Below are 24,351 nucleotides of genomic sequence, written 5' to 3' on the forward strand. Positions count from 1 at the left end.
AGACATCTTATGCAGACACTACACGCTTTACTTCGTGACATTCCTGCGCCGGACGCCGAGGCGATGGCGCGTGCGCAGCAACATATTGACGGCCTGCTCAAACCGCCGGGCAGCCTGGGCAGACTGGAAACCTTAGCCGTTCAGCTCGCGGGAATGCCGGGTCTTAACGGTACGCCGCAGGTAGGTGAAAAGGCGGTGCTGGTGATGTGCGCCGACCATGGCGTCTGGGATGAAGGCGTAGCGGTTTCGCCCAAAATCGTGACGGCGATTCAGGCGGCGAATATGACGCAGGGAACAACCGGCGTATGCGTGCTTGCCGCTCAGGCCGGTGCGAAGGTGCATGTCATTGATGTCGGTATTGATGCCGAACCTATTCCTGGCGTAGTTGATATGCGCGTCGCGCGCGGCTGCGGAAATATTGCCGTTGGCCCGGCGATGAGCCGCTCGCAGGCTGAAGCGCTTTTGTTGGAGGTTTCCCGCTACACCTGCGACCTGGCGCAACGCGGCGTGACCTTATTTGGCGTAGGGGAGCTGGGAATGGCGAACACTACGCCAGCCGCCGCGATGGTCAGCGTTTTTACAGGAAGTGATGCAAAAGAGGTGGTGGGGATTGGCGCGAATCTTCCGCCTTCCCGCATCGATAATAAAGTGGACGTCGTGCGGCGGGCGATTGCGATTAATCAGCCCAATCCGCGCGATGGCATTGATGTGTTGTCGAAGGTGGGTGGTTTCGATCTGGTCGGGATGACCGGCGTGATGCTTGGCGCGGCAAGGTGTGGCTTACCCGTATTGCTGGATGGCTTTCTTTCCTACTCGGCAGCGCTGGCGGCCTGTCAGATTGCGTCTGCGGTGAGACCTTATCTGATCCCGTCGCACTTTTCGGCGGAAAAGGGTGCCCGCATCGCGCTCGCGCATTTGTCTATGGAACCCTATTTGCATATGGCGATGCGGTTAGGTGAAGGAAGCGGCGCGGCGCTGGCGATGCCGATCGTGGAAGCCGCGTGCGCCATGTTCCACAATATGGGGGAGTTAGCGGCCAGTAATATTGTCCTGCCGGAGGGGAACGCAAACGCAACATAACCCGGGCGCACAACACCAGCCATGTGAGAAAAAAGCTATACTTAACGCACTCCTGCCGCGACAAAGGAAGGGATATAATGCGTCGTATCACACCTTTTTTTCCGTTTTTCGTCTTGTTGGTAAGCCATTTCTCGCTGGCTATAAGCTATCCGTTGCCGCCCGAAGGCAGTCGTCTGGTAGGACAGCCTGTCACAATCGCCGTACCACAGAACAATACTCAGCCCTTAGAGTCATTTGCCGCCCGCTACGGTCAGGGGCTGAGTAATATGCTTGAAGCGAATCCCGGCGTGGATGTGTTTTTACCTCAGTCTGGTTCCACACTGGTAGTGCCGCAGCAGTTGATTCTGCCTGACACCGTTCGTGAAGGTATTGTGGTAAACGTCGCCGAGATGCGCCTTTATTATTATCCCGCAGGCACGAATACGGTTGAGGTGCTACCCATTGGTATTGGTCAGGCTGGCCGTGAAACGCCGCGCAACTGGGTAACTGCGGTTGAACGCAAACAAGATGGCCCGGTTTGGGTGCCAACGGCTAATACGCGTCGGGAATATGCTAAAGAGGGAAAAACGCTGCCCGCGATGGTGCCTGCGGGGCCGGATAACCCTATGGGGCTATACGCAATATATATCGGCAGGTTATATGCCATCCATGGCACTAATGCTAACTTTGGCATTGGCCTTCGCGTCAGTCAGGGCTGTATCCGTTTACGCAATGACGATATTAAATATTTATTCGACCATGTTCCTGTAGGAACCCGCGTTCAGATTATCGACAGGCCAGTTAAATTTTCGGTAGAGCCGGATGGCAGTCGTTGGCTGGAGGTACACGAACCGCTTTCTCGTAACCGTGCTGAATTTGAGTCAGACAAAAAAGTTCCATTGCCCGTTACGCCAGTGCTGCGCACGTTTATCAAAGGGGATGACGTTGATACTTCGCGGGTTAATGAGGTGCTGGAGCGCCGTTCTGGAATGCCGGTCAACATTAGCGCGGGCAGGTCTGGCCTTTAAATATCCTGCCACATTGCTGGTTTTCATGGGCTGGAGTATCTGTATTAGTAGTGAGTGTCATGGCAGGGGCTCCATTTCTCAGCGAACCGTGAGGCCCCCGATTAAGTCCCCAAAAACTATGGGTGTCAAAAAACCCGGCAAACCTTATCAGGTTAACCGGGTAAAGATAAGTTCTTGTTTTTTGAACGTCTCCGGACTCACCAGGATGTCCCGAAACTAAAATCTGGCTCCTCTGACTGGGATCGCCATAGCCATTAACTGGCTGATTACTAAGCTAAACATAAAAATCGGGATTGTCAAGACCACCAGAATGACCACCAATGGAATGCAATGAAAAACAGATAAATTTACCCCACATATTTCTTGGCAAAACTAGCTAGCTCCTGCGCTCTGACTGGGGCCCAGCCATTGTTGACTGCAAATTGTCTGATTGCTTCTTCAGATGCTTTAAGTCCTTGCTTTTTCAGGTCAGCAAAAATTCGTTTTGCCCTGTCTTTATCAGATGGGTGGCTAAGCCCTGTTGACATGTTGATGCAGCGACCGAGTCTTAAAATTTCATTACCAATAGGGTCTGGCAATTCTGGTTTTAGGATTTTCCAAGTAGATGGGCCAACTATTTCAGGCTCCCATGTAGATAGCCAGCGTTTACCTTCCTCCTCTGACCAAGGTAAAAAAACGATACTATTGATGTTTTGAACACTATCAACAATATCCATGTCTTTATCTGTTAAATATGTAGCTAATACAATGTCATGATTTCCATATATTGGAAAATTTTTAGGGATATTAAACTCTAGCCGAACCTTGTTACCCAGATCGACGGTTTGACCTTTTATCAATGCCTTTGTTGCCTGCGTTCCAAGGAATGTTGCTATATCAGAATGAGAAAACGTTCCTTTCGCAGGAAATAGCAGAGATACTCGTTGAAGTCCCGCATCTTTGCATAGATGGTAAGCCTTACTTAAGGCTATTTTTATATTATCTTGATTTGAACCATTATTTTCGATTAGAAATCTGGAAATTGACATAAAAACTCCTTTTAATAAACATTAGGACTAGTAGAAAAGTCTTGGGTTAGGCTATTATGTGGTCCGTCTTGTGAGCCGTCTCCAGTGCTAAAGCAAGTCATATCAAAAGTCTTCGTCGTCATCCGTTGGCTCATCCTCAATTGCTGGTAAGGCTTCAAGCTGAGATTTGAGTTGTTCGTTTAACTGGGAGCCCAATAAGAGAAAAGCTTCAAGCCTTTTTTGCCTTTTTTCCAGTATTCTCCGTTGTGCATTATTGGGATTGTCTGTATTGGCTGGGGTACCTCGTAACTGAAAGATACGAATTTCAAGCAGATCAACATCTTTGTTCAATCCAGCTTTCTGTGCTAATTCCACCCATTCTTGGGATTTATCGATAGCATTTTCTGCTGCTAACGATAAACAGTAATCAATCAGTATTTTTGCTGCTGAATCAATATCCTTAGCGGCGGTTAGCCATTTTTGGACCTCACTGGTTTCTTTTTCTACATTAATTAGATCTCGGTAAGGTGAAAAAAATCTCGGTTGCTCATTTTCAGGATCAAGACCTTTTAAGGTTCTTAGAATAGGTTCGAGCTCCTGAAATGGTCTGCTACCAATTGGCAATTCGTATCTGTTAGACCAGAATGACCAGATAGAGTCCCTAATCTCCGCTTGTTTAGCTGTACGGACGATGTCGTCTGTACAATGTTCAGCATCATAAATGAGCTCTGCGATATGATGAGCCATCCATCTGCTTAATGTATCAACAGAGTCATTTAGCTCAAGCTCATCAACTAGTTTTTTCCCCATTTCTATAATTGCCGTATAGCGTGTGGATGGTTCCGTCATGTCGGAAGAGGAAGAGTCGAGTGCTTGAAGGGATATTGTCGAGCTCATTTTCATTATTCCGTTCATATCTGCTGTTCCGTGAATAGCGATCAACATCAACCTCTAAAATGAGATCCATGTTGAATGTTTCTAATGCTGATTTTATGAAGTGTATTGAAGCACATAGCCTATAACCATGTGATTTTTCCTCATCATTTTTACCTGATAGATGGCCCCAGATACTGGAAATCATCGCCGGTTCAACATCAGAAGGTGAATACCATACCCGATGATCTTTATCAGTAGTTAATTTCATCGCATCAATGATAAATGAGGCTGGTTCTGGGATTGGAAACCTTACATTACCTGCCCAGGGATCAAACTCATCAATTCCACAGTATTCAGCAATATCTTTAATCCATCCTTTTAGCTGATAGTGTGCGTGATCTATTTCAAGATTATCTCCAGCATCAGGGATTTTATAGTCATATACATTTTTAGTTGTTTGTAATGCTCTGAGGAGCGATAAAGATCGCTCCGGCGATACTAACGCAGAATGGACAATAATAGATTCTTTTCGATCTGAACAAACGTCAGACCAACGTCCCCATAGCGTTAATAGTCCGGGGCTGGGACATAGTGTTTCGTTAAATACATTTTCAGAGATTGACGCTAGCCATTCATCCCTATTGTCAGAACTGCTATTAAGCCAACTGGAGCGCTCTTTGGGGGGAATATCTCTCCGATCGGCGAGCCAGCGATGATCGTTCCGAGAAATATCATGTCTTCTTAACCAGTCCTGGAAAACATCCTCGACATCGTCGTAGTCACTACCAACTAATGGTTTTGTCGCTAATAACTGCCCAGCGGTCATAAACATTGCATGGTATGACAAGTAAAAATGGTAGTCATCGACCCGTGGATAGGAACCATGACTGTGATGATTATCTCTGTCTTGATAATAGCGTCGTTTATTACGCTCATCCTCATCCCAGTTGCGGCTACCTTTAAAACCAAGAACATCACGAATAATGCGAAGCATTTCAGGTTCTAACTGTTTTTGAGATACACCGAAACAACGTCCCAGAGGTTTTAGCCAGTAAGGGCCAAAGTCGATACCAAAAGTATATGAATCTTCACCTCTATGATCTTCAACCTTATCAAGCACAGGGAGAGTCGTAGACTGGTTTATATTTCGGAGTTTATTCTCTTCTTGTGCTGGGATAGAGATCAGGTCGCTATCATGCAGTGCAAGTAAAGTTCTGGCAGCAAAATGACGGATTAATACATGTGGCTGATCAGTAGTGGCATAATGGTAGAAATAACCAATATTGGGAATCAGCGATTTTCCATCATCCAGCGCAACCCTTGCAGCAGCGATCATCAACCACAATTGAGCATGGAGGGTATAAAAGGGCAGATTGCGATCACAAAAAGGTAAAGTGGTAGCATTTATTGCGTGCTGGAAAATTCCTTGTATAACGCATGTACGACTCATTCGACATAGTGCCAGAACCGCATGTGCTGCCTGCCAGCGCATTTCCGCCTCCGGAGAACCCAGCCGCGCCCAAATATAGCCTGCAAGTGAATCCTCTACATGAGTTGGCGGAGATAATTTCTCGTTCCATGGGCCGTCACCATCCTCATCTTTTAGCACCTCGTCGAATAAATCCAAGGCATAAGATAATACATCTAACGCTTCATTACTCTCCAGTTTACTAACAAGAAGGCCAGGAAGGCTAAATAAACGGTCAGAGTTTGCGGGCTCTGGCGATTCTGCAATGGCCTCCAGGGTAATACCGAAAATCTCTTTTTCACTTATACCAGAAAGCCTGCTGGCCAGACTGAAGGGAAAAATCTCGTAAACGCGACTTTTTCTGATTCGCATACAGAAGCGTTGGCAATATTCTTTTATTAAACCTGCCAGGGTGGTTTTAATGCTTAAACGAGATGTCCATTCGTCGGGTATAGATTCAAGAATATATTTAAAATCATAAAGCCCCCAGTGAAATATAGCACCAATGGCAGTAATGAAACTACATTCTTTGCCCGTCTTAACTCGGCTTATTGCTTTCTTGATGAAGGTTTCTTTGGAATAGAATTCAGGAACATTACGAAATTTTTCGTATGCTGCACTAATACCATCAATAGACGATAAATCACAATCTTTAAAAATGGACTCCCATTCCTGGTCATGGCCTTGCTCATTATCATTCGATGAGAGACTGGATTTTTTTGAAACCGTCTCAGTATGTTGTAGACCTGAAATTCTTTCTTTCAGTTCTGTGTGTTCAATACCTAATGATGTAGAAATAGCATCCAGCTTTTTAAGATTTTGGATATTTTGTACGTTAAATTTTGTATAGTGGTAAACCACTTCGAATGCCATGATCTTATCTTTGTCATCAGTACACGAGGATAAAACTGAATCAAGCAAGTCGCATTTATGCCAATCATTCTCAAATGTGATTAAAGGAAGTGCATCGAGTGCATTAATTTTATTTTTCTTTACAAGATGCTCAATGGTCCATGCCAGTATGCTTCTATGATTGCCAAATGTACGGTCACGCCAACGACTTATTATTGCTAGGGCTGAAGATGGACATAACTCAGCCAAAATCTCAACAGTATCACTCCATGCAAAATGTTTATCACGATCAACATATTCTCTGGTTAGTTCCGCACATCGGGCTAGTTTATAGGAAATTTCAGGAGGGACTTGCGTTTTACCAGCAACATATTCAGCAAGATCAAGTATCGCTTCCCATCGACTTAAATTTTCATCGCCTAACTTATTTGTAACTTCAATCGCTTGGTTAAAGTATTCTTTAGCTTCTGGTTCATCAAGTGAAATGAGTGAACGGGAAAGGTCTATATAGCCGTCAGCTTTGATCTGAGCATCAGAGTGCTCATCCCTCCATAAAGATAAGGCAAGTTCTGCGAAGTGATATGAAAGCTCTCCAAGCCCTGAAATCTCTGCACATACAGAACTGAAACGGTGAAGCGTTGGTGTGAATACTCTATTCCCTTTATGCTGACTCCATTTGATGATGTTTTCCACATCGTCTTTTGATACATTACCTGCTTCGATCAGAATATCAAACCATACATTTGCGATCTCATTTGATGATAATGAATGCTCAGAGTAAGAATGACCTTTAATAGCCGTCGATTCTTTTTGAGTATCACTTAGCTCACTTTCTAAGTCTGCTTTCCTTGTTTTACCAAGAATTACTTTGGCCCATAAATTATACCAAGGGATTAATACTCCGCTGTACTGCTTCAGTTGACGCAGGTCATCAGATTCGCCGTGGCGTTTTTCAGCCATAAGTTCTTTTTTAACCTCTGTGGAGGCTAAATCGCTAAGCGCTAATTGAGAGCCCATCAGGTTTGCCTGCAGAGCATATGCCCGGACGTAAGCAACTCTTTCTTTACTATACTCAGAAGTCAGAGCATAGGGGGGAACCTTTGGTAAATAACGATCCAACAACTGGATGCTTTCTGATTCAGTACAAACAGATTGGATAAGCGCCATTTCAACCATGCCAGTGATTGCTGCTATTGTCTGGTTATTAGCGTGGTTTCTGTCTTTAATGCTGACTCGCTGACTTTTTAACAAGCGCCAGGTTCTTCTGATTGCTTGTTCAGCGACTGGACGGTGAAGTTTTCTTGCTTCCAGTACAATTCCCATAACCAGGCTGATATCGTTTCCAGCCGCAATAGCCAACTGATCAAGTTCATCATAACGGGCGTGGGCCAGTAACTGCATGGCAACAATTTTTCCAGCGTCAAAAGATAGTTTTCGAGGCCGCCACCTTCTGAGCTCCCTTGCTGCCGCTTCCGCGCCATGAATATTCAGGCAGGCAATGAGCATTACCGCTCTGTCCTGATCGGTAACATTTTGCCTGCTCCGCTCATCATCTGGTAATTGACTCCAGTTTGTTAACCACTCCATGGTGAGTCGAAGGCGACTGCGGGCCTCTCCTGAGAGTTCAGGATATTCGGAAAGTATTGCGGCATAATAAGCATTTCTGGAGCCAGGCCAGCCAGTATCTGGAAATGCGTTACGGGAAACCAGTTCCTGAACGCCGTTGCTTCCCACAAATTTTGCTGCCAGATCGATATTGTCCCTCAGCAGGACTCTTTGCCTGTTGTCACCCGCGCATTCTCCACCAGCTTTCAGTGCCAGTTTAGCCGCATCCTGGTATCGACCTGTGCGTAAGGCTGCTTTTAACGCAAACTGTAATCTTTGAAGTTCTATGTCCCTGCGTTCAACCGCGCTGGTTTCAGGCAGAGCTTGTGAGGATATCGCTAGCTCGATCAGTTCAGAAAGCTGGTTTCCTTCCAGCATCAATGCAGGTAAAACTGATGCTGCATAGGAACTATCTTTTGTTAGTGGTCTCAGTTTAGTAATAAACTGATGCAGATCAGCGGCCGATGGCCTAAAGCGCCTCTGAAACCATGTTTCGGCCGGTTCATCAAAGAACTGAATAGTCTCGCCACTAACGATTAACGGGCGTCCCAGATCAAGTGCGAAACTTTTAATAGCAGAACCAGCTACTCCGGAAATGGCAGATAGCACAGATAATGGAATTAATGGACGCAATATTGCCAGTGCGGAACAAATCGTATCAATTTGAGCACGTTCAGATATTCCGGCTGTATCACGTAAGCGAGCAATGGATTTTTCCAGCACTTCACCAATAGTATCTTCTACCGTTTTGGGATTTGGCCCCAAAAGTCTCAATGTGTCGTTCAGTGGAAGATTTTGTGATAATGACAGAGCCTGAACCCGGGGGTTGCAAGAGCTTAGACGATGGAACTCGTCAACATCACTTTCGCTGGCATCTGGAAATTTTTGGTGAAGATGAGCGGCTGTCTCATCGCGATTAAAAGTTTGTAGGGATAATGTGAGTGCTTCAGGAGGTGGATCAAGTAATTCCCGTCTATAAGGTCGGCAAAGTGCAACAAGGCAGACTCCATCAGGAAGCTTTTCTCTAATTAAATCTTTGATAAAAGAACGCGTTTCACCGATTTCTTCCGCCGCCATCTGTGCATTGTCCGCAGCATCAATAATAATACACAATACGGCCAAGGGCTCAGAGGCCCGGAGTATTGAAATGCTCTGAGAAAGGCGATGCAGAAACGCACGCATATACTGGGATATGCCAGTACCAGCATTTGGGATCAATGGATGACAGAGACCACGAGATGCCATTTCATTAGCCATCTGAACCAATGCTGTACGATGGTGGTGGCGGTAGGAAGACGCGTTACGGTACTGACCCAGTCCGAAACAGTCATATAAGATGCTAACAGAACCAGTGGGAAGATGCTCCTCTATATGAGTAGAGAAAATTGATTTCCCCACACCGGCATCGGCATGGATGATCACAGGTGCGCCGAATGCTTCAACAACACGTTGAACCAGCGTCGCCTCTTGAGTTCTTGAGACGGAATTTTCTATTCTTTCAATACGACAGGGCGCAGGAAAAAGATCTGTTTCATCCACCCCCAAAGCACGCAACACATCCATTCTGGTAATGGAAGGATTTGCGGCGCTTTCGGTTAACGCTTTTCTGTTAACCAGCTCTTTTAATTTCAGAGGGGCTTCAGTATCCAGGTCGGGGAGATATCCCGCTGATTCTCTTAGCAGGATATTCCGCTGACTCCATAAATCGTCCTGCTGACCTTCTATATGTAAAAGCTGGCAGAATATCGATAACTCAGCGCCTTGAAGCCCGGTAAATTTCTCAAGTTTCGCCAGATCATGTGGATGGCGTGTAACGTGTTGGTTCGCGGCATCATTGATCGCTTCACTGAAGCTGCTACTGACTGGACGGTTCGTCACAAACCAGAACTCGAGTTTAGTGCGTAACGTTTCTACCGGTATTTTTTGTATAAGTGCCTTATAACGGGTTGCAAAACCTTCGATGGTTTTTTGTAACCCACTAGGGGGAAATGGAGTATCTGAGTGCATTGTTGAATGCTTTAGCTGCATATAACGAACAGTTGTTGCTGTTGCGAGCTCGTTACTGCCGTAATATTCAGCAATATCAATCAGCTCCTCCCCATCCTCAACCACTGGCTGAGAGCCCATTTCCGTCGTTGATGCCCCTTCAATGGTCAGGGCAACAAGAGTTGACTGAGGTTCCAGTAGTCGAAGGGCGCGGCGAGCCGCCCAAAGATAATGAAACTGATCGCCATCTCTACTGGTGCGAACAAGCAGGCTGTCAGACATTGAGCATCGTCCTTATGTCAGTTGGGCTACAAGGATTATAACTCCTTATTTTTTAATACTCTATAACCAGAGAGTATTGAGAAGAGAACGCTTTCCTGCTGAGAATGAGAAGAGTTTCAGGAAAGCGTCTTATGGCAAAAAATTGTTTAACTATTGATTTTTTCGATGATACAGGCCAGTTTTTGTCTGTCTTCTTGCAGTATCGTTTTCACGTTACTCCGACTTCTGGCTCTGGAGCGTATGTCGAATCCATCCTTCCTGAATATATTTTCTAAGCCGCTCAAACGTTTTTCACCTAATTTCTCTGATAACCATATATCCAGTTGCTGATTATAAATCGGGAATGCGTCTGAAGATGAGCGACGTAGAGCAATAGCACGCAGTTCTGTTAACTGGATTATATCTATAATATCGCGATCAAATGTAATTAAATTGGCGATGTAAAAAGAAGAATTTGTGTTATCCGAGATAGAGTTTGTTAGTTGAGCCATGCTCCTGAGCATATTTAAATCTCTGGCGCAGTTTCTCAGTTCATCGAAGGGTCTCTTTTTCTTTTGTAAGCCATCGAGTTTTTGTGACATCTGTGATTTTCCTTCACGGAAGAGAATGTCGGCACAAACAAGTAATTCTCGAATCATCATGGTAGATAATTCATCATGCATGAACTGCACAAGTTCATTCATTTTGTTCTGGGCTGATCTTTTGGAAGACAATTCGATTAACTTCGTTCTTAACAGCATAGCTTCCAGTAGATCAACCTGCTCTTCGATCGCTTTTCCTAAACCGGCATCTAAGCTCTGGTAAAATTGATACAGAAAACGATCAGCCTCTGCTTCCGCCTGCTCCTGGTATAATTTTCTGTACATTTTTCCCCATTCTGCATTCAGGGGTTGTTTAATCCAGGAAAGAGCAAGCAATGCAGCCATTGTTTCCCGGATCCCAGTTACCGTTTCTGGCGATCTGTCTCTCTGCGCTTCCCATAAATAAAGATAGGGATTAATGTTGGAAAGTTCATCGAATGAGAATGAATCTGAAAGCATTCGACAAAAATTCAATAGATGTTCTTTAGGCTCTTCACGATAGGCCAAAGAACGAATAAAACTTGCTGCATTAGAATCAATATAAGTACCGTAGCCAACCTGAAACATCATGGTATCTGATGATGAAATGACATCATGATCCAGAACCCATAATGAATGCCCAGAGAATAACGTTGATACAAAACCTTTTTCAGAAAATTGGGCTCGTCTAAGGGGGAGTGGTCCTGTTTTACTCTCGTCGGCATACAGGATCCTCCAGTCTTTTAATAAATGCTGATTCTCCTCAAAACTGGCAAGAGCTTCACTACGTGTCGAAGCTGTACCGACTGTGTAAAGAGCTTGTTGAGTTGCATATTCTGTAGAATGCACTTTCTCTCCTTGAAATAAATTTTCGTAACCTTCTGAGTATGCTGAATGATTTAATAAACACTGTAAAACAGGAAATAACAAGTTGTTTTAGTAAGTTGTGATTCTACTTCCACAAAACCCTCTTGCCGTTAGTCCCTAATCGTTGATATCCTACCGGACGAGGACTCAAAACCTCATCTAACGCGGCCAAAACCAACCCCGTCAGTGTTGGCTTTTTTGTACCCTCCGTTCGTAAGGACGGAGGGTGTGTGCTGCCCGATCAAGGTCGGGAGGGCGACGAATACAACACCCTTCGGGGAAATTAGTCCGCGGTTTCGTTAGACCGTTTTGAGCCTCCCGGCACCCTATTGGTAGTGCTTTTCTCAAAGAAACTAACGAGGTTAATATGCCTAATTTTTCACTTCCTTTAAGTCAATCGCCCGACAAGCTGCTTACAGTTCCCTTCAGCGCTGCCACGGATTTTACCGTACTAGCCAACCACTGCGAAAACTTCGCCGAAACCCTGATTGAAAGCAACGATCCCACACTGAAAATGGCGCTCTGCGGCAGACTTAACGCCTGTCTGTCGCTGCTCCAGCCCACGCTGTTAGAACCTGTTCCTTCCCATCTTATTGAAAGCCTGACCGTTGACACTCTCCCTGCAAATTCCCCCCGTTTCGAGCCTGAATGCACAGAGCTTTGTCGCTACTGTCTCTCCCTAACGCAGATGCTGGCAGGGCAAGGCTTTTACTCTGAAATAGAGAAACACCTTAGCTGCCTGCTGTATGAACTGATCAACTATTTCGCTGCGGAAATGAAAGCGCCGCGCTGGCTCCGTACATCTGAAGGCGTGAAATTTATTGACGAGGTGACGGCATGATGCAACAGGACTGGCATCCCGCCGACATTATTGCGGCGCTGAAAAAGCGGGGAACGTCGCTGGCGGCGCTTTCCCGTAATGCCGGGCTGGCGTCTTCCACGCTGACCAACGCCCTTAACCGCCGCTGGCCCAAAGGCGAAAGGCTGATAGCGGAAGCGCTTGGCGTCGCGCCTGAGCAAATCTGGCCTTCACGCTATCGCTGATGTTCCTGCGGCGCAGTCCGGGTACGGAAGCTGCGCCGCATTTTGTTTATCTGATTTGTCATAATCCTTTGAACCGCAAAAACAGTTTTCTATTATCGACCTTCTTACCACGAACTAAGCTCCCACCTGCACGAAATGCTTCATGACCTGAAAGAAGCGCCTGATGTATCAGGATGGTCGCCGTTTTACCGGCAATGTCGCCTTTGAAAACTGTCGGATCTGTCCTTCGATGGATTAAGGCTTTCTTCACGCTTTATTATGCTAAGGAATTCACAATGAATCTGATGAATAATTGTGCATCGCCTGCCGTTGATGTTATATTAAAATATAATATTCGGAGGTGCTCTATGTATACAACTCGCCTGAAAAAGGTCGGCGGATCCGTCATGCTGGCGGTTCCTCCCGCCGTGTTGAAAACGCTGGCGCTGTCGACAGATAGCGAAGTGGGTATGACCATTGATAATGGCTGCCTGATTATTGAACCCCAGAAACGGCCCCGCTATTCGCTTGAGGAGCTGCTGGCGCAGTGCGATCCGCACGCCGAAATGAGTGAAGAGGATCGGGAATGGATTGATGCGCCTGCGGTGGGCAAGGAGATCCTGTAAATGGACAGAGGGGAAATCTGGCTCGTTTCACTGGATCCGATTGCAGGTCACGAGCAAAGCGGAAAACGTCCGGTGCTTATCGTATCGAAGGCATCGTTTAACAAGCTGACCCGGCTACCCGTTGTTGTTCCCGTCACCAGCGGTGGAAACTTCGCCCGCGCAGCCGGTTTTACCGTCTCACTGGAGGGGGCGGGAACAAAAACAACGGGCGTGATCCGCTGCGACCAGCCCAGAACTATTGATATGGGCGCCCGAAATGGTAAGCGACTGGAGCGCATACCCGACGCTGTCGTGAATGAAGTGCTGGCCCGACTGGAAGCCATTCTGAGCTGATGCTTTTTATGTAACCTGAACGATGGCGCTGTCATATACAGCGCCATCGTTTTTTATATCGACAAATGATTGAAAAATCCTTTTACGGGTAAAAACAGTTTCTCCTTTCCGCGCTGTAGCCCCTGCATTAATCTCTCTCCCGCACGAAATGCTTCACAACCTGAAAGAAGCGCCTGATTCGTCAGGAGATGGTTGATCCGTTTTACCGGCAGGGCCTCTGCAAAAATGCCGGGCCGCAGATACTGCGGCAGAGGTTAATATTGACGCACGATACCACCTTTCACTGCGCCAGTTCGCTGGCTGCTATTCTTCCCTGCCGGATATCTGCTGGCATAGTTGTACCTGCTGACACCCTCAGCACCTTTTACCTTTACGGGCTGCGGCCTGCAAAGACAGTAGGCTTTGCTGTCGCGTGGCTGTAAAGCTGCACCAACGATAAATTTTCAGACACTGCACCAGTCCAGTGCGTCACTTTAACCGCGCAGAGCGGGAAAGTGACGCACGCTGCACCACACCCTTTATGCACCAGAAATCAGTCTGTTACAGACGAATCCCACATTCTGACGCGCCCTTTCAGACCATTTATTCACCACATGGAGAACATGAACCGATATCAGAGGGGGATCTGGACGATCCGGGGGATAACCCGCGAAAGCGGGCGGCTGCTCTGAGAGCACAACCGACGCCCCGCCACACCTCAACAGCCGTCGCCCCGGCGCTCAGATATCGTTCGCAGCCCCGACAAAAATCAGGGGCTATTGGCCTACGCGCCGGGGAACGCTGTATTTGTTTTTTGGGTGAATGAGTTGTAGCAATCATGAAAGGGGGAAAAATGAGTATGCTGGAGCGGGAAATGCGGCACCTGGCGAAGCAGGCGGGCGGCGCACATAAAACGGTCAGCGATCGTATGGCGCAGGCGAAACGCTTTTGCGAACGTCTGGTAGGGGAGCTGAACGTACAAATCCGTTACGTCAGGCACCTGAAAGCGCGGCATATTGAGGATTACATCCGCCACCGGCTGGCGCAGGGCATCGACAAACGCACCCTGCAAAATGAAATGTCAGCGATCCGGGTGATCCTGCGGCAGGCCGGACGCGAAAAACTGGCGGATGGCGACCGGATCAGCAACCGGGTGGTGGGGATTGGCGGGGCGTCACGCAGCGGCGCACGTCGCGCTATCGCCGATGGTAAATACCAGACGGTGCAGGAAAATGCCCGGCTGAAAGATCCGGGGCTGGCGGCAGCGCTGGAGCTGGCGCGGCTGATGGGCCTGCGCTCGCAGGAGGCGGTGCGCTGCCCGCAGTCGTTTAAAACGTGGCGGCAGGCGCTGGCGCGCGGCGAAACCCGGCTGACGGTGGTGTTCGGCACCAAAGGCGGACGGCCCCGCGAAACCGTGATCCTGGATACTATAGCTGTCAAAAAAGCGCTGGAGAACGCTATTAATATTGCGGAACAGCGTAACGGCAGGCTGATCGATAAGGCCGATCTGAAAAGCGCGATGAACTACTGGCGCGGTCAGGCGGGGCAACTCGGTTTAACGGGCAAAAATACCCCGCACTCGCTGCGTTACGCCTGGGCGCAGGATGCGATCCGTCACTATCTGGCGCAGGGATTCTGCAAAAAAGAGGCGCTGGCCATGGTGGCGATGGATTTAGGACACGGCGACGGACGCGGGCGCTATGTGGCGCAGGTGTATGGGTTGCGTGGGGAGGACTGACGGCTGATAGTCTGTACCTTGTATATATTCGGTGATCAATCGGTTTTCGTACAAAAAATTTTGAGGGCAAAATTTTTCGTACGATCTTCTATCAATGAATGCAGTATCAGGAGATATAAACTATCACGATGTTAATATTTTGTAATTTTTCATTTGCTTCCCTCACAGGCTGGCGCAGACAACAGCTTCATGGCGTACATCCTGACCATCGTTACTGCGTAACGGCTCCAGAGTCAGTTCCGGATAGCGGTCACATTCCTTATCGCTCATGGACTGGCGCAGGATTTCATCTGCCTGCGTAATAATCTGCTCCAGTATGCTGCGTTGTGAAAGATCATGATGCAGTGACAGCCGTTTCAGGGCCAGCTTTGTCCCACACAGGATCTTCGTGTTCAGTCGTGACGTGTAGTTTTCCGGCGCTCCCGCGTGGTGCGGCGGTATCTTGCCTGACGTTCTGCATTGGTCGTTGCCATTTTATTTGCCTCCGGGCATTTGCGTTACGCAGTAACGATAATAAAACGACTGTGCCACGAAAGGGAAAAGGGCCGCAGGGCAAAAGATAATTAAGGGTAATTGCGCCAGCCCGGAAAGGGCCGAAAAGGCTTAAAGGGCTGAACGGGTGCAGTTCAGTGCTTCTTTGCTGGATACCTGGCGCAGTGCTGTTATATTATTTCCCGGTAATGGATATGGCCAGGTAACATATGTTCTGGTGCAGTTTACTGGCAGATAAATTTCTGGCGCAGACGAAAAGACTTCCGACAATACCGAAGATAAAGTTTTCTCTTACAATCAGGCTCGATTAAAAGGCAAATGCCGAAAATTATTACAGCTGTAATAAAAACAGGTGGTTGCCTATTGATAGTGTCGGTATTGATAGGTTTTCATATAAAATTATTTGTCCTCAAATAATTTTGTACGCTTTTCGATTAATAGCAGAAAAAATGAAAATAAAACCTTTCAATACAAAAAGCAGATCCGAATCAATCAGGATCTGCTTTTTCATTACCAACAAATTATACTGTTGCTGGCTCAGGCCGCTTTATTTTGCCGCGCATAAATATAGGGCGGGATAAAACCCTCCCGGCACGTATCCAGATAATCCGACCACCACTGCATCATGGCTTTACGGGCGTCGAGGTGCTCGGCGCGGTGAATATACGCCGCCCGCACACTGTTGCGCTCCTGATGGCTCATTTGCCGCTCAACCGCATCCCGCGACCAGAGTTCAGACTCGACTAACGCGCTACAAGCCATTGCCCGAAAGCCGTGACCGCAAACATCCGCCTGCGTGTCGTATCCCATCAGACGTAGCGCTTTGTTGATGGTATTTTCACACATCGGCTTATACGGGTTGTGATCACCGGGGAATACCAGTTCCAGATGCCCGGAAATCTCCCTGATCCGTTTCAAGATGTCGATGGTCTGACGCGAAAGCGGCACAATATGCGGCGTGCGCATTTTTGCGCCACGCCCGGAATAGCGTACTTTGTCTATTTCCTCGCGGGTGGCGGGAAGCGTCCAGATTTTGTTTTTGAAATCAATCTCACCCCAGCGCGCAAAACGCAGTTCACTGGAGCGAATAAACAGGTGAAGGGTCAGTTCAACCGCCAGTCGCGTGATCTCCCGGCCTTTTGTGTAGCCGTCGATGCGCGCCAGCAGTTCCGGCAGACGTTCCGGCGGTAACGCGGGGTAGTGCTTCCTGACAGGTGCCGCAGTCACACCTTCCAGATATTGCGCCGGGTTACTTTCCGTCAGCCCCTGCTGCACGGCGTAGCGCATGATGTTGTTCAGGTGCTGCCGGGTACGGGACGCAACTTCCAGCAGCCCCTTTTCTTCAATCCCTTTCAGTAAAGCGGTGAAGTGCGGCGTTTTGAGGTCAGTGACCCGCATATTCCCAATCACCGGGAAGATGTGATTACTCATACTGGAAAGAATGCGACTGGCATGATGTTCAGACCATTTCTTATTGGTCTTATGCCAGCCGAGCGCCACGGCCTTAAAACATTTCTCCGGCGAACTGGCGGCTTTCTCTTCCATGCGCTGTTGCACCGGATTGATATTCTGCGCCAGTTGCTTACGAAATACGTCACGCTGCTGACGAGCATCGGCAAGAGAAACCAGCGGATAAGCGCCTAAACCGATGCGCGATTCTTTACCGTTGAAGCGATATTTGAGATACCAGATGCGTGAACCGCCAGGATTAACCAGCAGATAGAGACCATGCGAATCTGACACTTTGAAAGGTTTAGCCGAGGGTTTTAAGTTACGGATTCTAGAATCGTTTAAAGACATTTGGGGGTCACTCCACAATCGAACCAAACTGACCCCAGATCTGACCACCAAATTTCTCGGATGCGGAGAGAAAACCAGATACGCATCGGGAAGGTTTTTTATGCTAACTTACTGAATCTAAAACGTATTTTGACGTATAAGGAAGCATAAAAACAAGAAATTGGCTCCTCTGACTGGACTCGAACCAGTGACATACGGATTAACAGTCCGCCGTTCTACCGACTGAACTACAGAGGAATCGTGTGGGGTCGTATATTAGCGGCGGAAAAATTTTTGTCAAACCCCATTTAACCTCTTACAGATTCGATTGCGGGTTATCTCATCACTTTGTTGCATTTGCAGACATTTTTTCTGCAAAAAGCTTTGCAGCCTTACGATTTCTCGCTCATTATTGAAATGTGGTTTCAACTCTCTTCTTTAAGGTCCATTTTGAACGTCTCCACTGCCTTACGCCAGGCTGTCGTCCGTACGCCCTGGTATGCCAAACGCAAGAGCTACAAAGTGTTGTTCTGGCGTGAAATCACCCCACTTGCTATCCCTATTTTTCTGGAAAATACCTGTGTTTTGCTAATGGGCGTGCTCAGTACTTTTCTCGTCAGTTGGCTGGGCAAGGAAGCAATGGCGGGCGTGGGGCTTGCCGACAGTTTTAATATGGTAATTATGGCTTTTTTTGCGGCTATCGATCTTGGTACTACGGTGGTGGTTGCCTTTAGCCTGGGCAAGCGCGACAGGCGACGGGCAAGGGCGGCGGCGCGCCAGTCGCTGGTGATTATGACGCTATTTGCCGTTGTGCTGGCAGTGGTCATTCATTATTTCGGCAGTGAAATTATTAATATTGTCGCAGGCGAGGCGACGCCAGAAGTAAAGGGGCTGGCGTTAACGTACCTTGAACTGACGGTGCTGAGTTATCCGGCTGCGGCAATTGCGCTAATCGGTAGCGGCGCGCTGCGTGGGGCAGGGAATACGAAAATCCCGTTGATGATTAACGGCGGGATGAACATTCTCAATATTATCATCAGCAGCATCCTGATTTACGGGGCTTTCTCCTGGCAAGGGCTGGGTTTTGCCGGCGCGGGGCTGGGATTAACCATTTCGCGCTACATCGGCGCGGTAGCGATTATTTGGGTGCTGATGATTGGTTTTAATCCGGCGCTGCGCATTCCGCTGAAAAGCTATCTGAAGTCGCTGAATTTCGGCATTATCTGGGAAGTGATGGGTATTGGTATTCCGGCGAGCATTGAATCAGTGCTGTTCAACGGTGGCAAGCTACTGACGCAAATGTTTGTCGCAGGAATGGGCACTAACGTTATTGCGGGCAACTTTATTGCCTTTTCCGTGGCGGCGCTTATCAACCTGCCGGGTAACGCCCTTGGTTCGGCGTCGACTATTATCACCGGTAAGCGTCTTGGTACCGGGCAAATTGGTCAGGCAGAGCGTCAATTGCGCCATGTATTCTGGATGTCGACTATCGTACTTACGGCAATCGCCTGGGGGACAGCGCCGTTCGCGGGTCTGTTTGCCTCATTTTATACCCAGGAGCAGGACGTAAAAGAGGTAGTTAAAGTTCTGCTCTGGCTTAATGCTGCCTTTATGCCAATTTGGGCGGCCGCGTGGGTGCTGCCGTCGGGTTTTAAAGGCGCGCGCGATGTGCGATTTGCGATGTGGGTATCGATGCTGGGGATGTGGGGCTGTCGCGTTGTGGCAGGGTATACGCTTGGTATTGTGCTGGGTATGGGGGTTGTAGGGGTTTGGCTGGGGATGTTTCTTGACTGGGCCGTGCGCGGCGCGCTGTTTTACTGGCGTCTGGTAAGCGGGCGCTGGCTGTGGAGATACCCGCGCGTAAAGAGGGAGTAAGCGCTTTTTGCTGTGAAAATCATCAGGAAACGGTGAATTTTAACCGAAGTGTGGAATAAAACAGCAAACGAACTTTTTTTGTGAAAACAGGCTTTGACAAGCCAGGGGCACCTCGTTAATATTCGCCCCGTTCACACGATTCCTCTGTAGTTCAGTCGGTAGAACGGCGGACTGTTAATCCGTATGTCACTGGTTCGAGTCCAGTCAGAGGAGCCAAATTTTAGTTTCGGGATATCCTGGCGAGTCCGGAGACGTTTAAAAAATAAGAACTTATCTTTACCCGGTTGACCTGAGAAGGTTTGCCGGGTTTTTTGACATCCATAGTTTTTGGGGCTTAATCGGGGCCTCACGGTTCGTTGAGTAAATGGAGCCCCCTCCTATGGCATTAACCGATACCGCTGGCGGCACGCAGACCGATCCGGGTACAGGAAAACCGTCAGAAAATCCACCCGCCGATCCCAATAAGCCCACTCCACCGAAAGAAGAAACGCCGCCCGGCGCGCCGGAGAAATACGCGTTCACCGCCCCTGAAGGTCAGGAACTCGATACCAGCGCGCTGGCGCAGTTCGAACCAGTGGCGCGTGAACTGAACCTGACGCAAGAGCAGGCGCAGAAGCTGGTGGACGTCTATCCGAAAGTGCTGGCGGGAGTGCAACAACAGCAAGCGGAGTCATGGCAGAAGCAAACAGAAGACTGGGCTGCGGCAGTTAAAGCCGATAAAGACATTGGCGGTGACAAGCTGGCGTCTAATCTCGGCGCAGCTCAGCGGGCTATCGACACGTTCGGTACCAAAGAACTGAAAGAGTATCTCGATGGTACCTGCGCCAGATCTCTGGTCAATGCAGCACCGTGACGGAAGCGATTCCACCCGGCACCCGTTACCACATCAACGCCTTTTACTTTACGGGCTGCGGCCTGCAAAGACGTCCGGCTTTGCTGCCGCGTGACCGTAAAACAACACCAGAGTCTGCGATCTTTCGCGTACTGCACTCGACCAGTGCGTCGCTTTCGTCGCGCAAAGCGACAAAGTGACGCACAACCACTACACCGCGCCATGCCCCTGTTTTCGGGGTTCCGGCGTTCATTCCCGAATCTGACGCGCCTTTTTGGGGCCGCTGTCAGCAAGAAAGAAGAGAAAAAGATCGATACCGAGGGGGGGCATGATGCCCCGGAGAATTCCTGCTCACGCAGGCAGCCTGTACCGCGTACAGTCTGAAACTCCCTATACCTCAACAAACTACCACTCCGGCGTAAAGGTATCGTTCTGGCGCAGCCAAAAAGCATACGCCGGAGACTGTTTGTGTTCTCAAAATCATAGGAGAAGTGTATGGGCAAGTTAGGTGGTGAAATGAAGGCACTGGCAAAGCACTGTGGCGGTAGCCATAAAACGATGAACGATCGCATTCATATCGTGCAGCGTTTCGATCACCACTTACGGGCTTTGAACGTCCATATCCAGCGGGTTGCGCAGATTAAGGTGCGCCACATTGAAAGCTATATTCATGAAAGGTTGGCGCAGGGGATCGGCAAACGCACGCTGCAAAATGAAATGGCCTCGCTGCGCGCTGTTCTGCAACAGGCCGGGCGTAAACAGGTGGCAGAGCATGAGTGGCTGACTAATAAATCGCTGGGTCTGGCTGGTGCATCGCGCAGCGGGACGCGACAGGCGATCACGCCTGAACATTATCATCATGTGCTGGAGACGGCCCGCATGAAAGATCCGGGACTGGCGGCGGCGCTGGAACTGGCGAGGCTGATGGGCTTACGTTCACAGGAAGCGGTGCAGAGCGTGCAATCGCTGAAAACGTGGAAACAGGCCATTGAACGCAGCGATACGCGCTTAACCGTGGTGTTCGGCACCAAAGGCGGACGGCCCGCGAAACGGTGATTCTGGATACTATAGCTGTCAGAAAAGCGCTGGATAATGCGCTGGCTATTGCAGAAAGCCGTCATGGCCGACTGATCGACAAACCGGATCTGAAAAGCGCGATGGACTACTGGCACAACCAGGCGGCGCGTATTGGTCTGACTGGCGCATATTCTCCGCATTCCCTGCGTTATGCGTGGGCGCAGGATGCCATTAGTCACTATCTGGCGCAGGGGTTCAACAGGAAAGAAGCGCTGGCAATTGTGGCGATGGATCTGGGGCATGGAGACGGGCGTGGGCGGTATGTGGCGCAGGTGTATGGGCAAATTTGACAGTTGGCTAAGAGCGAGCAGCGGATGGAGCTGGTTACCACAGTTCACAGTTAGTGAAAGACTGGGCGGAGGTGGTAAATATCAGGCTGCATTACCTTCCCCCTTACAGTCCAAACCTGAATCCGATAGAACGAATGTGGAAATTAATGAACGAACATGCCCGGAATAATCGCTACTTCAGCAGTACGCGAGAGTTCAGGGACGCAATATCTGTCTTTTTTAACCAGACGCTGCCGGATATAGCGGACTCACTGACATCCCGAATTAAAGATCACTTTCAGGTGCTCACTCCCGCATCTTGAGGTTTATTGGGTATATAATCGTTAATAATCATCAGCGCGTTATTATCAAATTAAAAACAACGCGCTCGTAATACTTAAATTATTCTTACTGGTAACTGAAGCAAACTCTCTCCTGCCAGAATATGCTCCTCGCATCCTTTACATTAACTCTTTGTTTCTATAGCATGAAATAAGTTTCAGGGAGTTATTATTCATACAAGGAGAACATCTTGAAGAAAATATTCATAACAATTATAGTTTCATTATATTGCGCGAATATATGTGCAAAACAATCCCCCAGTACAGAATCCAAACCCGTTAATTTCATCGCCCAAATTGGAAATATCGATTTTAATAAAACCGCCATTAGCAGTGACCTGAAACTTTTACTCGCCGACCGTTATTATTTTAAAGATAAAACACCCTGTAATACTAATACCCTTTCTGCGCGCGCAGAATCAATGGGACTGACGACAGAAGAATATATTAATAAAATACGCAGTTTAAGACCGGCTATTCTCGATGACCGTTATTTTTACCTGACGGTCGATCAGTGCGATGCTGGCGGCACGCCCATGCTGACTGGAATCGAGCTATGTACCGAAGCGCTGTGCGGTGCCGAATACATGAAAAGATCGTCTGACTTGTGGCTGGATGATGAACTGCAACCGACGGTTAAACGTCAGGCAACAACAGTAGTCCATATGCCTCTCCCCTATGACAAAGAGAAAAAATTATGGAAAGTCACCGGCTGGTATCTGGAATCCTCAGAAGAAACAGGGGAGGTGATGCAGAGTAAACAGATAGCCTTTGAAGGCTATACCAACGAAGAAAACTTCGCTAACCGACAACGTGTTTCTGTATTTAAATCTTTCTATGAAAGCAGCAATCTCAAAAGTATTTATCATTATAATGCGCAAAATAAGCGTGACGGAAAAGCTGAAACTTACTTTGATGAAAAAGACAAAATAGCGGAAACGCTGACGTTTAAAGATGGTCAACCCGAAGGGGAATACATCGTATACCATGAAAACGGAGCCGTTGAAAGTAAACGTTACTTTGCCCAAGGTAAAATTAAAGATGGCGAATGCCCACATTTTTATGATAACGGCGTTTTAAAACAAAAACACAGCTATTTAAATCAGAAACTGGAAGGCCCGGCATTTGAATATTTCCCTGATGGGAAAATAAAGGGGGAATATTCATACAGTAAAGGCACCATTGTCGGCACCAGTACGGAATATTATTCTACCGGTAAAATTCGTGGTGTTTACCACAGAAATAACCAAGGTGAAAACGACGGAACGTTCGAACAATACAGTGAAGAGGGCAAACTCCTTTCTAAAGCGACCTATAAAAATGGCAAACAGCTTTCTGCTCAGAGCTGGTATGGAAATGGGCATCCCAAAGAAGAATCCTCTTTTGATAGTGAAGGCCGTAAACATGGTGCGGTCAAAGAATGGTTCAGCAACGGAAAGCCTGCCTCATCCAAAATGTATAAACATGATGTGTTAGACGGGGATTCCGAAAAGTGGTACGAAAATGGTCACCGCGAATCAGTCTATCCCTATAAAAACGGTATGCTAAATGGGGACGCTAAGCACTGGAATGAACAGGGCAAACTCACCTATACCACCGAATATAAAGACGATAAAAAGCAGGGAGCCGATCGCCGCTGGAGCGAACGTACCGGTAAACTTGTTGAAGAGGTTATGTTTGCTAATGATGAAAGAAACGGCCTGAAAAGAGAGTTTAACGATCGTACGGGTAAGGTCTTAAGTGCGCTGCCCTATGTCGATGGCGACAAGGAAGGTACAGAAGAAGCCTATGATGAAGACGGCATAAAATACATCCGTTGTTACCACAACGATGAGGAGCTTTCAGAGCTATATGCGCCGACTGACGTCACCAATAAGGCAAAGCAGGGTGACAGCACTGCGCAATATCATTTAGGTAAGTATGAGTTTGAATGCACAAACTACGATGCGGCGATGAAATGGTTAACTCAGTCCGCAGAGCAAAATCATCCCGGCGCGCTTCTCTTTTTGGCCTATGCGTACAACGACGGTGATGGCGTAACGCAAGACAGCAAAAAATATCTCTCCTATTTATTCAAAGCGGCAGAGCTTGGCGAAAGTGATGCGCAGTTAGAAGTGGGATATTTAAATCTTATCGGCGAAGGAATGCCGAAAAACCTGCCGGAAGCCTATAAGTGGATTAAAAAATCCGCTGACCAGGGAAATGCTCAGGCGCACTATAACCTTGGACTCATGTACAGGAATGGTGATGGCGTTGAGAAAGACCTCAACAAAGCCAAACTTTATCTTACAGCGGCGGTAAAAGGCGGCGTCAAACCTGCACTGGCAGCCTTAAAGGAATTAACGCCTCAAACTAAGTAAATATGACTTTGCTGTAAAGAGGCTATTCAAACGGAAC

The 24,351-nt window shown here is 47.9% G+C and carries 15 protein-coding genes, 2 tRNA genes and 2 pseudogenes; 13 read left to right on the forward strand and 6 right to left on the reverse strand.

The genetic code is table 11. The annotated features are described in order from the left end of the window. Positions 1-9 precede the first annotated feature (9 nt). Both cobT and ldtA read left to right on the forward strand, forming a co-directional pair. Positions 10-1,080, forward strand: a complete 1,071-nt coding sequence (gene cobT, locus EOS98_RS08930; RefSeq protein ID WP_126523995.1) for a nicotinate-nucleotide--dimethylbenzimidazole phosphoribosyltransferase — start codon at positions 10-12, stop codon at positions 1,078-1,080. Positions 1,081-1,157: 77 nt separating this feature from the next. Next, entirely contained in the window at positions 1,158-2,087 is a 930-nt protein-coding gene (ldtA, locus tag EOS98_RS08935; protein ID WP_001252817.1) for a L,D-transpeptidase, read from the forward strand. A 347-nt stretch (positions 2,088-2,434) separates the two neighbouring features. Here ldtA and EOS98_RS08940 read toward each other — a convergent pair whose 3' ends face one another. The 4 genes from EOS98_RS08940 to EOS98_RS24695 all read right to left on the reverse strand — a co-directional run bounded on the left by EOS98_RS08940 (position 2,435) and on the right by EOS98_RS24695 (position 11,572). Beyond that, positions 2,435-3,115, reverse strand: a complete 681-nt coding sequence (locus EOS98_RS08940; protein WP_126523996.1) for a hypothetical protein — start codon at positions 3,113-3,115, stop codon at positions 2,435-2,437. A 102-nt stretch (positions 3,116-3,217) separates the two neighbouring features. Next, positions 3,218-3,904 carry an AVAST type 3 anti-phage proein Avs3b gene (avs3b, locus tag EOS98_RS08945; RefSeq protein ID WP_135247508.1) on the reverse strand — a complete coding sequence of 229 codons (687 nt, stop codon included), beginning with the start codon at positions 3,902-3,904 and terminating at the stop codon, positions 3,218-3,220. Then, a complete protein-coding gene (gene avs3a / locus EOS98_RS08950) occupies positions 3,885-10,163 on the reverse strand; it encodes an AVAST type 3 anti-phage nuclease/ATPase Avs3a (protein ID WP_126523998.1) in 6,279 nt (2,092 codons plus the stop codon). The genes avs3b and avs3a overlap by 20 nt, the downstream gene beginning before the upstream one ends. Before the next feature lie 146 nt (positions 10,164-10,309). Beyond that, complete coding sequence (locus EOS98_RS24695; protein WP_206612204.1) at positions 10,310-11,572, reverse strand: hypothetical protein; 1,263 nt, start codon at positions 11,570-11,572, stop codon at positions 10,310-10,312. A gap of 385 nt (positions 11,573-11,957) precedes the next feature. On the opposite strand from EOS98_RS24695, the gene EOS98_RS08960 reads away from it, so the two are divergent. The 5 genes from EOS98_RS08960 to EOS98_RS08990 all read left to right on the forward strand — a co-directional run bounded on the left by EOS98_RS08960 (position 11,958) and on the right by EOS98_RS08990 (position 15,289). Further along, positions 11,958-12,431: a hypothetical protein gene (locus EOS98_RS08960; protein WP_126523999.1), complete on the forward strand. Its 474-nt coding sequence runs from the start codon at positions 11,958-11,960 to the stop codon at positions 12,429-12,431. Next, complete coding sequence (locus EOS98_RS08965; RefSeq protein WP_126524000.1) at positions 12,428-12,634, forward strand: helix-turn-helix domain-containing protein; 207 nt, start codon at positions 12,428-12,430, stop codon at positions 12,632-12,634. Before EOS98_RS08960 ends, EOS98_RS08965 begins: the two co-directional genes overlap by 4 nt. Before the next feature lie 347 nt (positions 12,635-12,981). Continuing rightward, on the forward strand, positions 12,982-13,239 hold the full coding sequence (locus EOS98_RS08975) for an antitoxin (RefSeq protein ID WP_039520052.1): 258 nt from the start codon (positions 12,982-12,984) through the stop codon (positions 13,237-13,239). Beyond that, complete coding sequence (locus EOS98_RS08980) at positions 13,240-13,572, forward strand: type II toxin-antitoxin system PemK/MazF family toxin (RefSeq protein WP_039591092.1); 333 nt, start codon at positions 13,240-13,242, stop codon at positions 13,570-13,572. It abuts the gene before it with no gap. A gap of 832 nt (positions 13,573-14,404) precedes the next feature. After that, positions 14,405-15,289, forward strand: coding sequence for an integrase domain-containing protein (locus tag EOS98_RS08990; protein WP_126524002.1), 885 nt, complete (start codon positions 14,405-14,407; stop codon positions 15,287-15,289). Positions 15,290-16,318: 1,029 nt separating this feature from the next. Here EOS98_RS08990 and EOS98_RS08995 read toward each other — a convergent pair. Then, positions 16,319-17,581 carry a tyrosine-type recombinase/integrase gene (locus EOS98_RS08995; RefSeq protein WP_126524003.1) on the reverse strand — a complete coding sequence of 421 codons (1,263 nt, stop codon included), beginning with the start codon at positions 17,579-17,581 and terminating at the stop codon, positions 16,319-16,321. 161 nt (positions 17,582-17,742) lie between these two features. After that, positions 17,743-17,818 (reverse strand) — tRNA-Asn (locus EOS98_RS09000). Between the two features lie 159 nt (positions 17,819-17,977). Here EOS98_RS09000 and EOS98_RS09005 point away from each other — a divergent pair. The 6 genes and pseudogenes from EOS98_RS09005 (at position 17,978) to EOS98_RS09035 (ending at position 24,314) form a co-directional block, all read left to right on the forward strand. Next, positions 17,978-19,435, forward strand: coding sequence for an EmmdR/YeeO family multidrug/toxin efflux MATE transporter (locus tag EOS98_RS09005; RefSeq protein WP_064044305.1), 1,458 nt, complete (start codon positions 17,978-17,980; stop codon positions 19,433-19,435). A gap of 140 nt (positions 19,436-19,575) precedes the next feature. Then, positions 19,576-19,651 (forward strand) — tRNA-Asn (locus EOS98_RS09010). A gap of 163 nt (positions 19,652-19,814) precedes the next feature. After that, positions 19,815-20,288, forward strand: coding sequence for a peptidase (locus tag EOS98_RS09015; RefSeq protein WP_001219020.1), 474 nt, complete (start codon positions 19,815-19,817; stop codon positions 20,286-20,288). Positions 20,289-20,762: 474 nt separating this feature from the next. After that, positions 20,763-21,634: pseudogene (locus tag EOS98_RS09025) on the forward strand (integrase domain-containing protein). Positions 21,635-21,657: 23 nt separating this feature from the next. Further along, positions 21,658-21,936: pseudogene (locus EOS98_RS09030) on the forward strand (transposase); the annotation flags it as partial. A gap of 683 nt (positions 21,937-22,619) precedes the next feature. Beyond that, the gene (locus tag EOS98_RS09035) at positions 22,620-24,314 is read left to right on the forward strand and encodes an SEL1-like repeat protein (protein ID WP_126524425.1); all 1,695 of its coding nucleotides are present in this window, start codon (positions 22,620-22,622) and stop codon (positions 24,312-24,314) included. The last annotated feature ends 37 nt before the right edge of the window (positions 24,315-24,351 follow it).

This window comes from Salmonella sp. SSDFZ69, from assembly GCF_004010755.1.
GTDB lineage: Bacteria > Pseudomonadota > Gammaproteobacteria > Enterobacterales > Enterobacteriaceae > Salmonella > Salmonella enterica.

Excerpts from the sequence above, each read along its gene's own strand:
- cobT (WP_126523995.1), top strand. The coding sequence starts at position 10 with ATGCAGACACTACACGCTTTACTTCGTGACATTCCTGCGCCGGACGCC.
- ldtA (WP_001252817.1), top strand. The coding sequence starts at position 1,158 with ATGCGTCGTATCACACCTTTTTTTCCGTTTTTCGTCTTGTTGGTAAGC.
- EOS98_RS08940 (WP_126523996.1), bottom strand. The coding sequence starts at position 3,115 with ATGTCAATTTCCAGATTTCTAATCGAAAATAATGGTTCAAATCAAGAT.
- avs3b (WP_135247508.1), bottom strand. The coding sequence starts at position 3,904 with ATGGGGAAAAAACTAGTTGATGAGCTTGAGCTAAATGACTCTGTTGAT.
- avs3a (WP_126523998.1), bottom strand. The coding sequence starts at position 10,163 with ATGTCTGACAGCCTGCTTGTTCGCACCAGTAGAGATGGCGATCAGTTT.
- EOS98_RS08960 (WP_126523999.1), top strand. The coding sequence starts at position 11,958 with ATGCCTAATTTTTCACTTCCTTTAAGTCAATCGCCCGACAAGCTGCTT.
- EOS98_RS08965 (WP_126524000.1), top strand. The coding sequence starts at position 12,428 with ATGATGCAACAGGACTGGCATCCCGCCGACATTATTGCGGCGCTGAAA.
- EOS98_RS08975 (WP_039520052.1), top strand. The coding sequence starts at position 12,982 with ATGTATACAACTCGCCTGAAAAAGGTCGGCGGATCCGTCATGCTGGCG.
- EOS98_RS08980 (WP_039591092.1), top strand. The coding sequence starts at position 13,240 with ATGGACAGAGGGGAAATCTGGCTCGTTTCACTGGATCCGATTGCAGGT.
- EOS98_RS08990 (WP_126524002.1), top strand. The coding sequence starts at position 14,405 with ATGAGTATGCTGGAGCGGGAAATGCGGCACCTGGCGAAGCAGGCGGGC.
- EOS98_RS08995 (WP_126524003.1), bottom strand. The coding sequence starts at position 17,581 with ATGTCTTTAAACGATTCTAGAATCCGTAACTTAAAACCCTCGGCTAAA.
- EOS98_RS09005 (WP_064044305.1), top strand. The coding sequence starts at position 17,978 with ATGTGGTTTCAACTCTCTTCTTTAAGGTCCATTTTGAACGTCTCCACT.
- EOS98_RS09015 (WP_001219020.1), top strand. The coding sequence starts at position 19,815 with ATGGCATTAACCGATACCGCTGGCGGCACGCAGACCGATCCGGGTACA.
- EOS98_RS09035 (WP_126524425.1), top strand. The coding sequence starts at position 22,620 with ATGCCTCTCCCCTATGACAAAGAGAAAAAATTATGGAAAGTCACCGGC.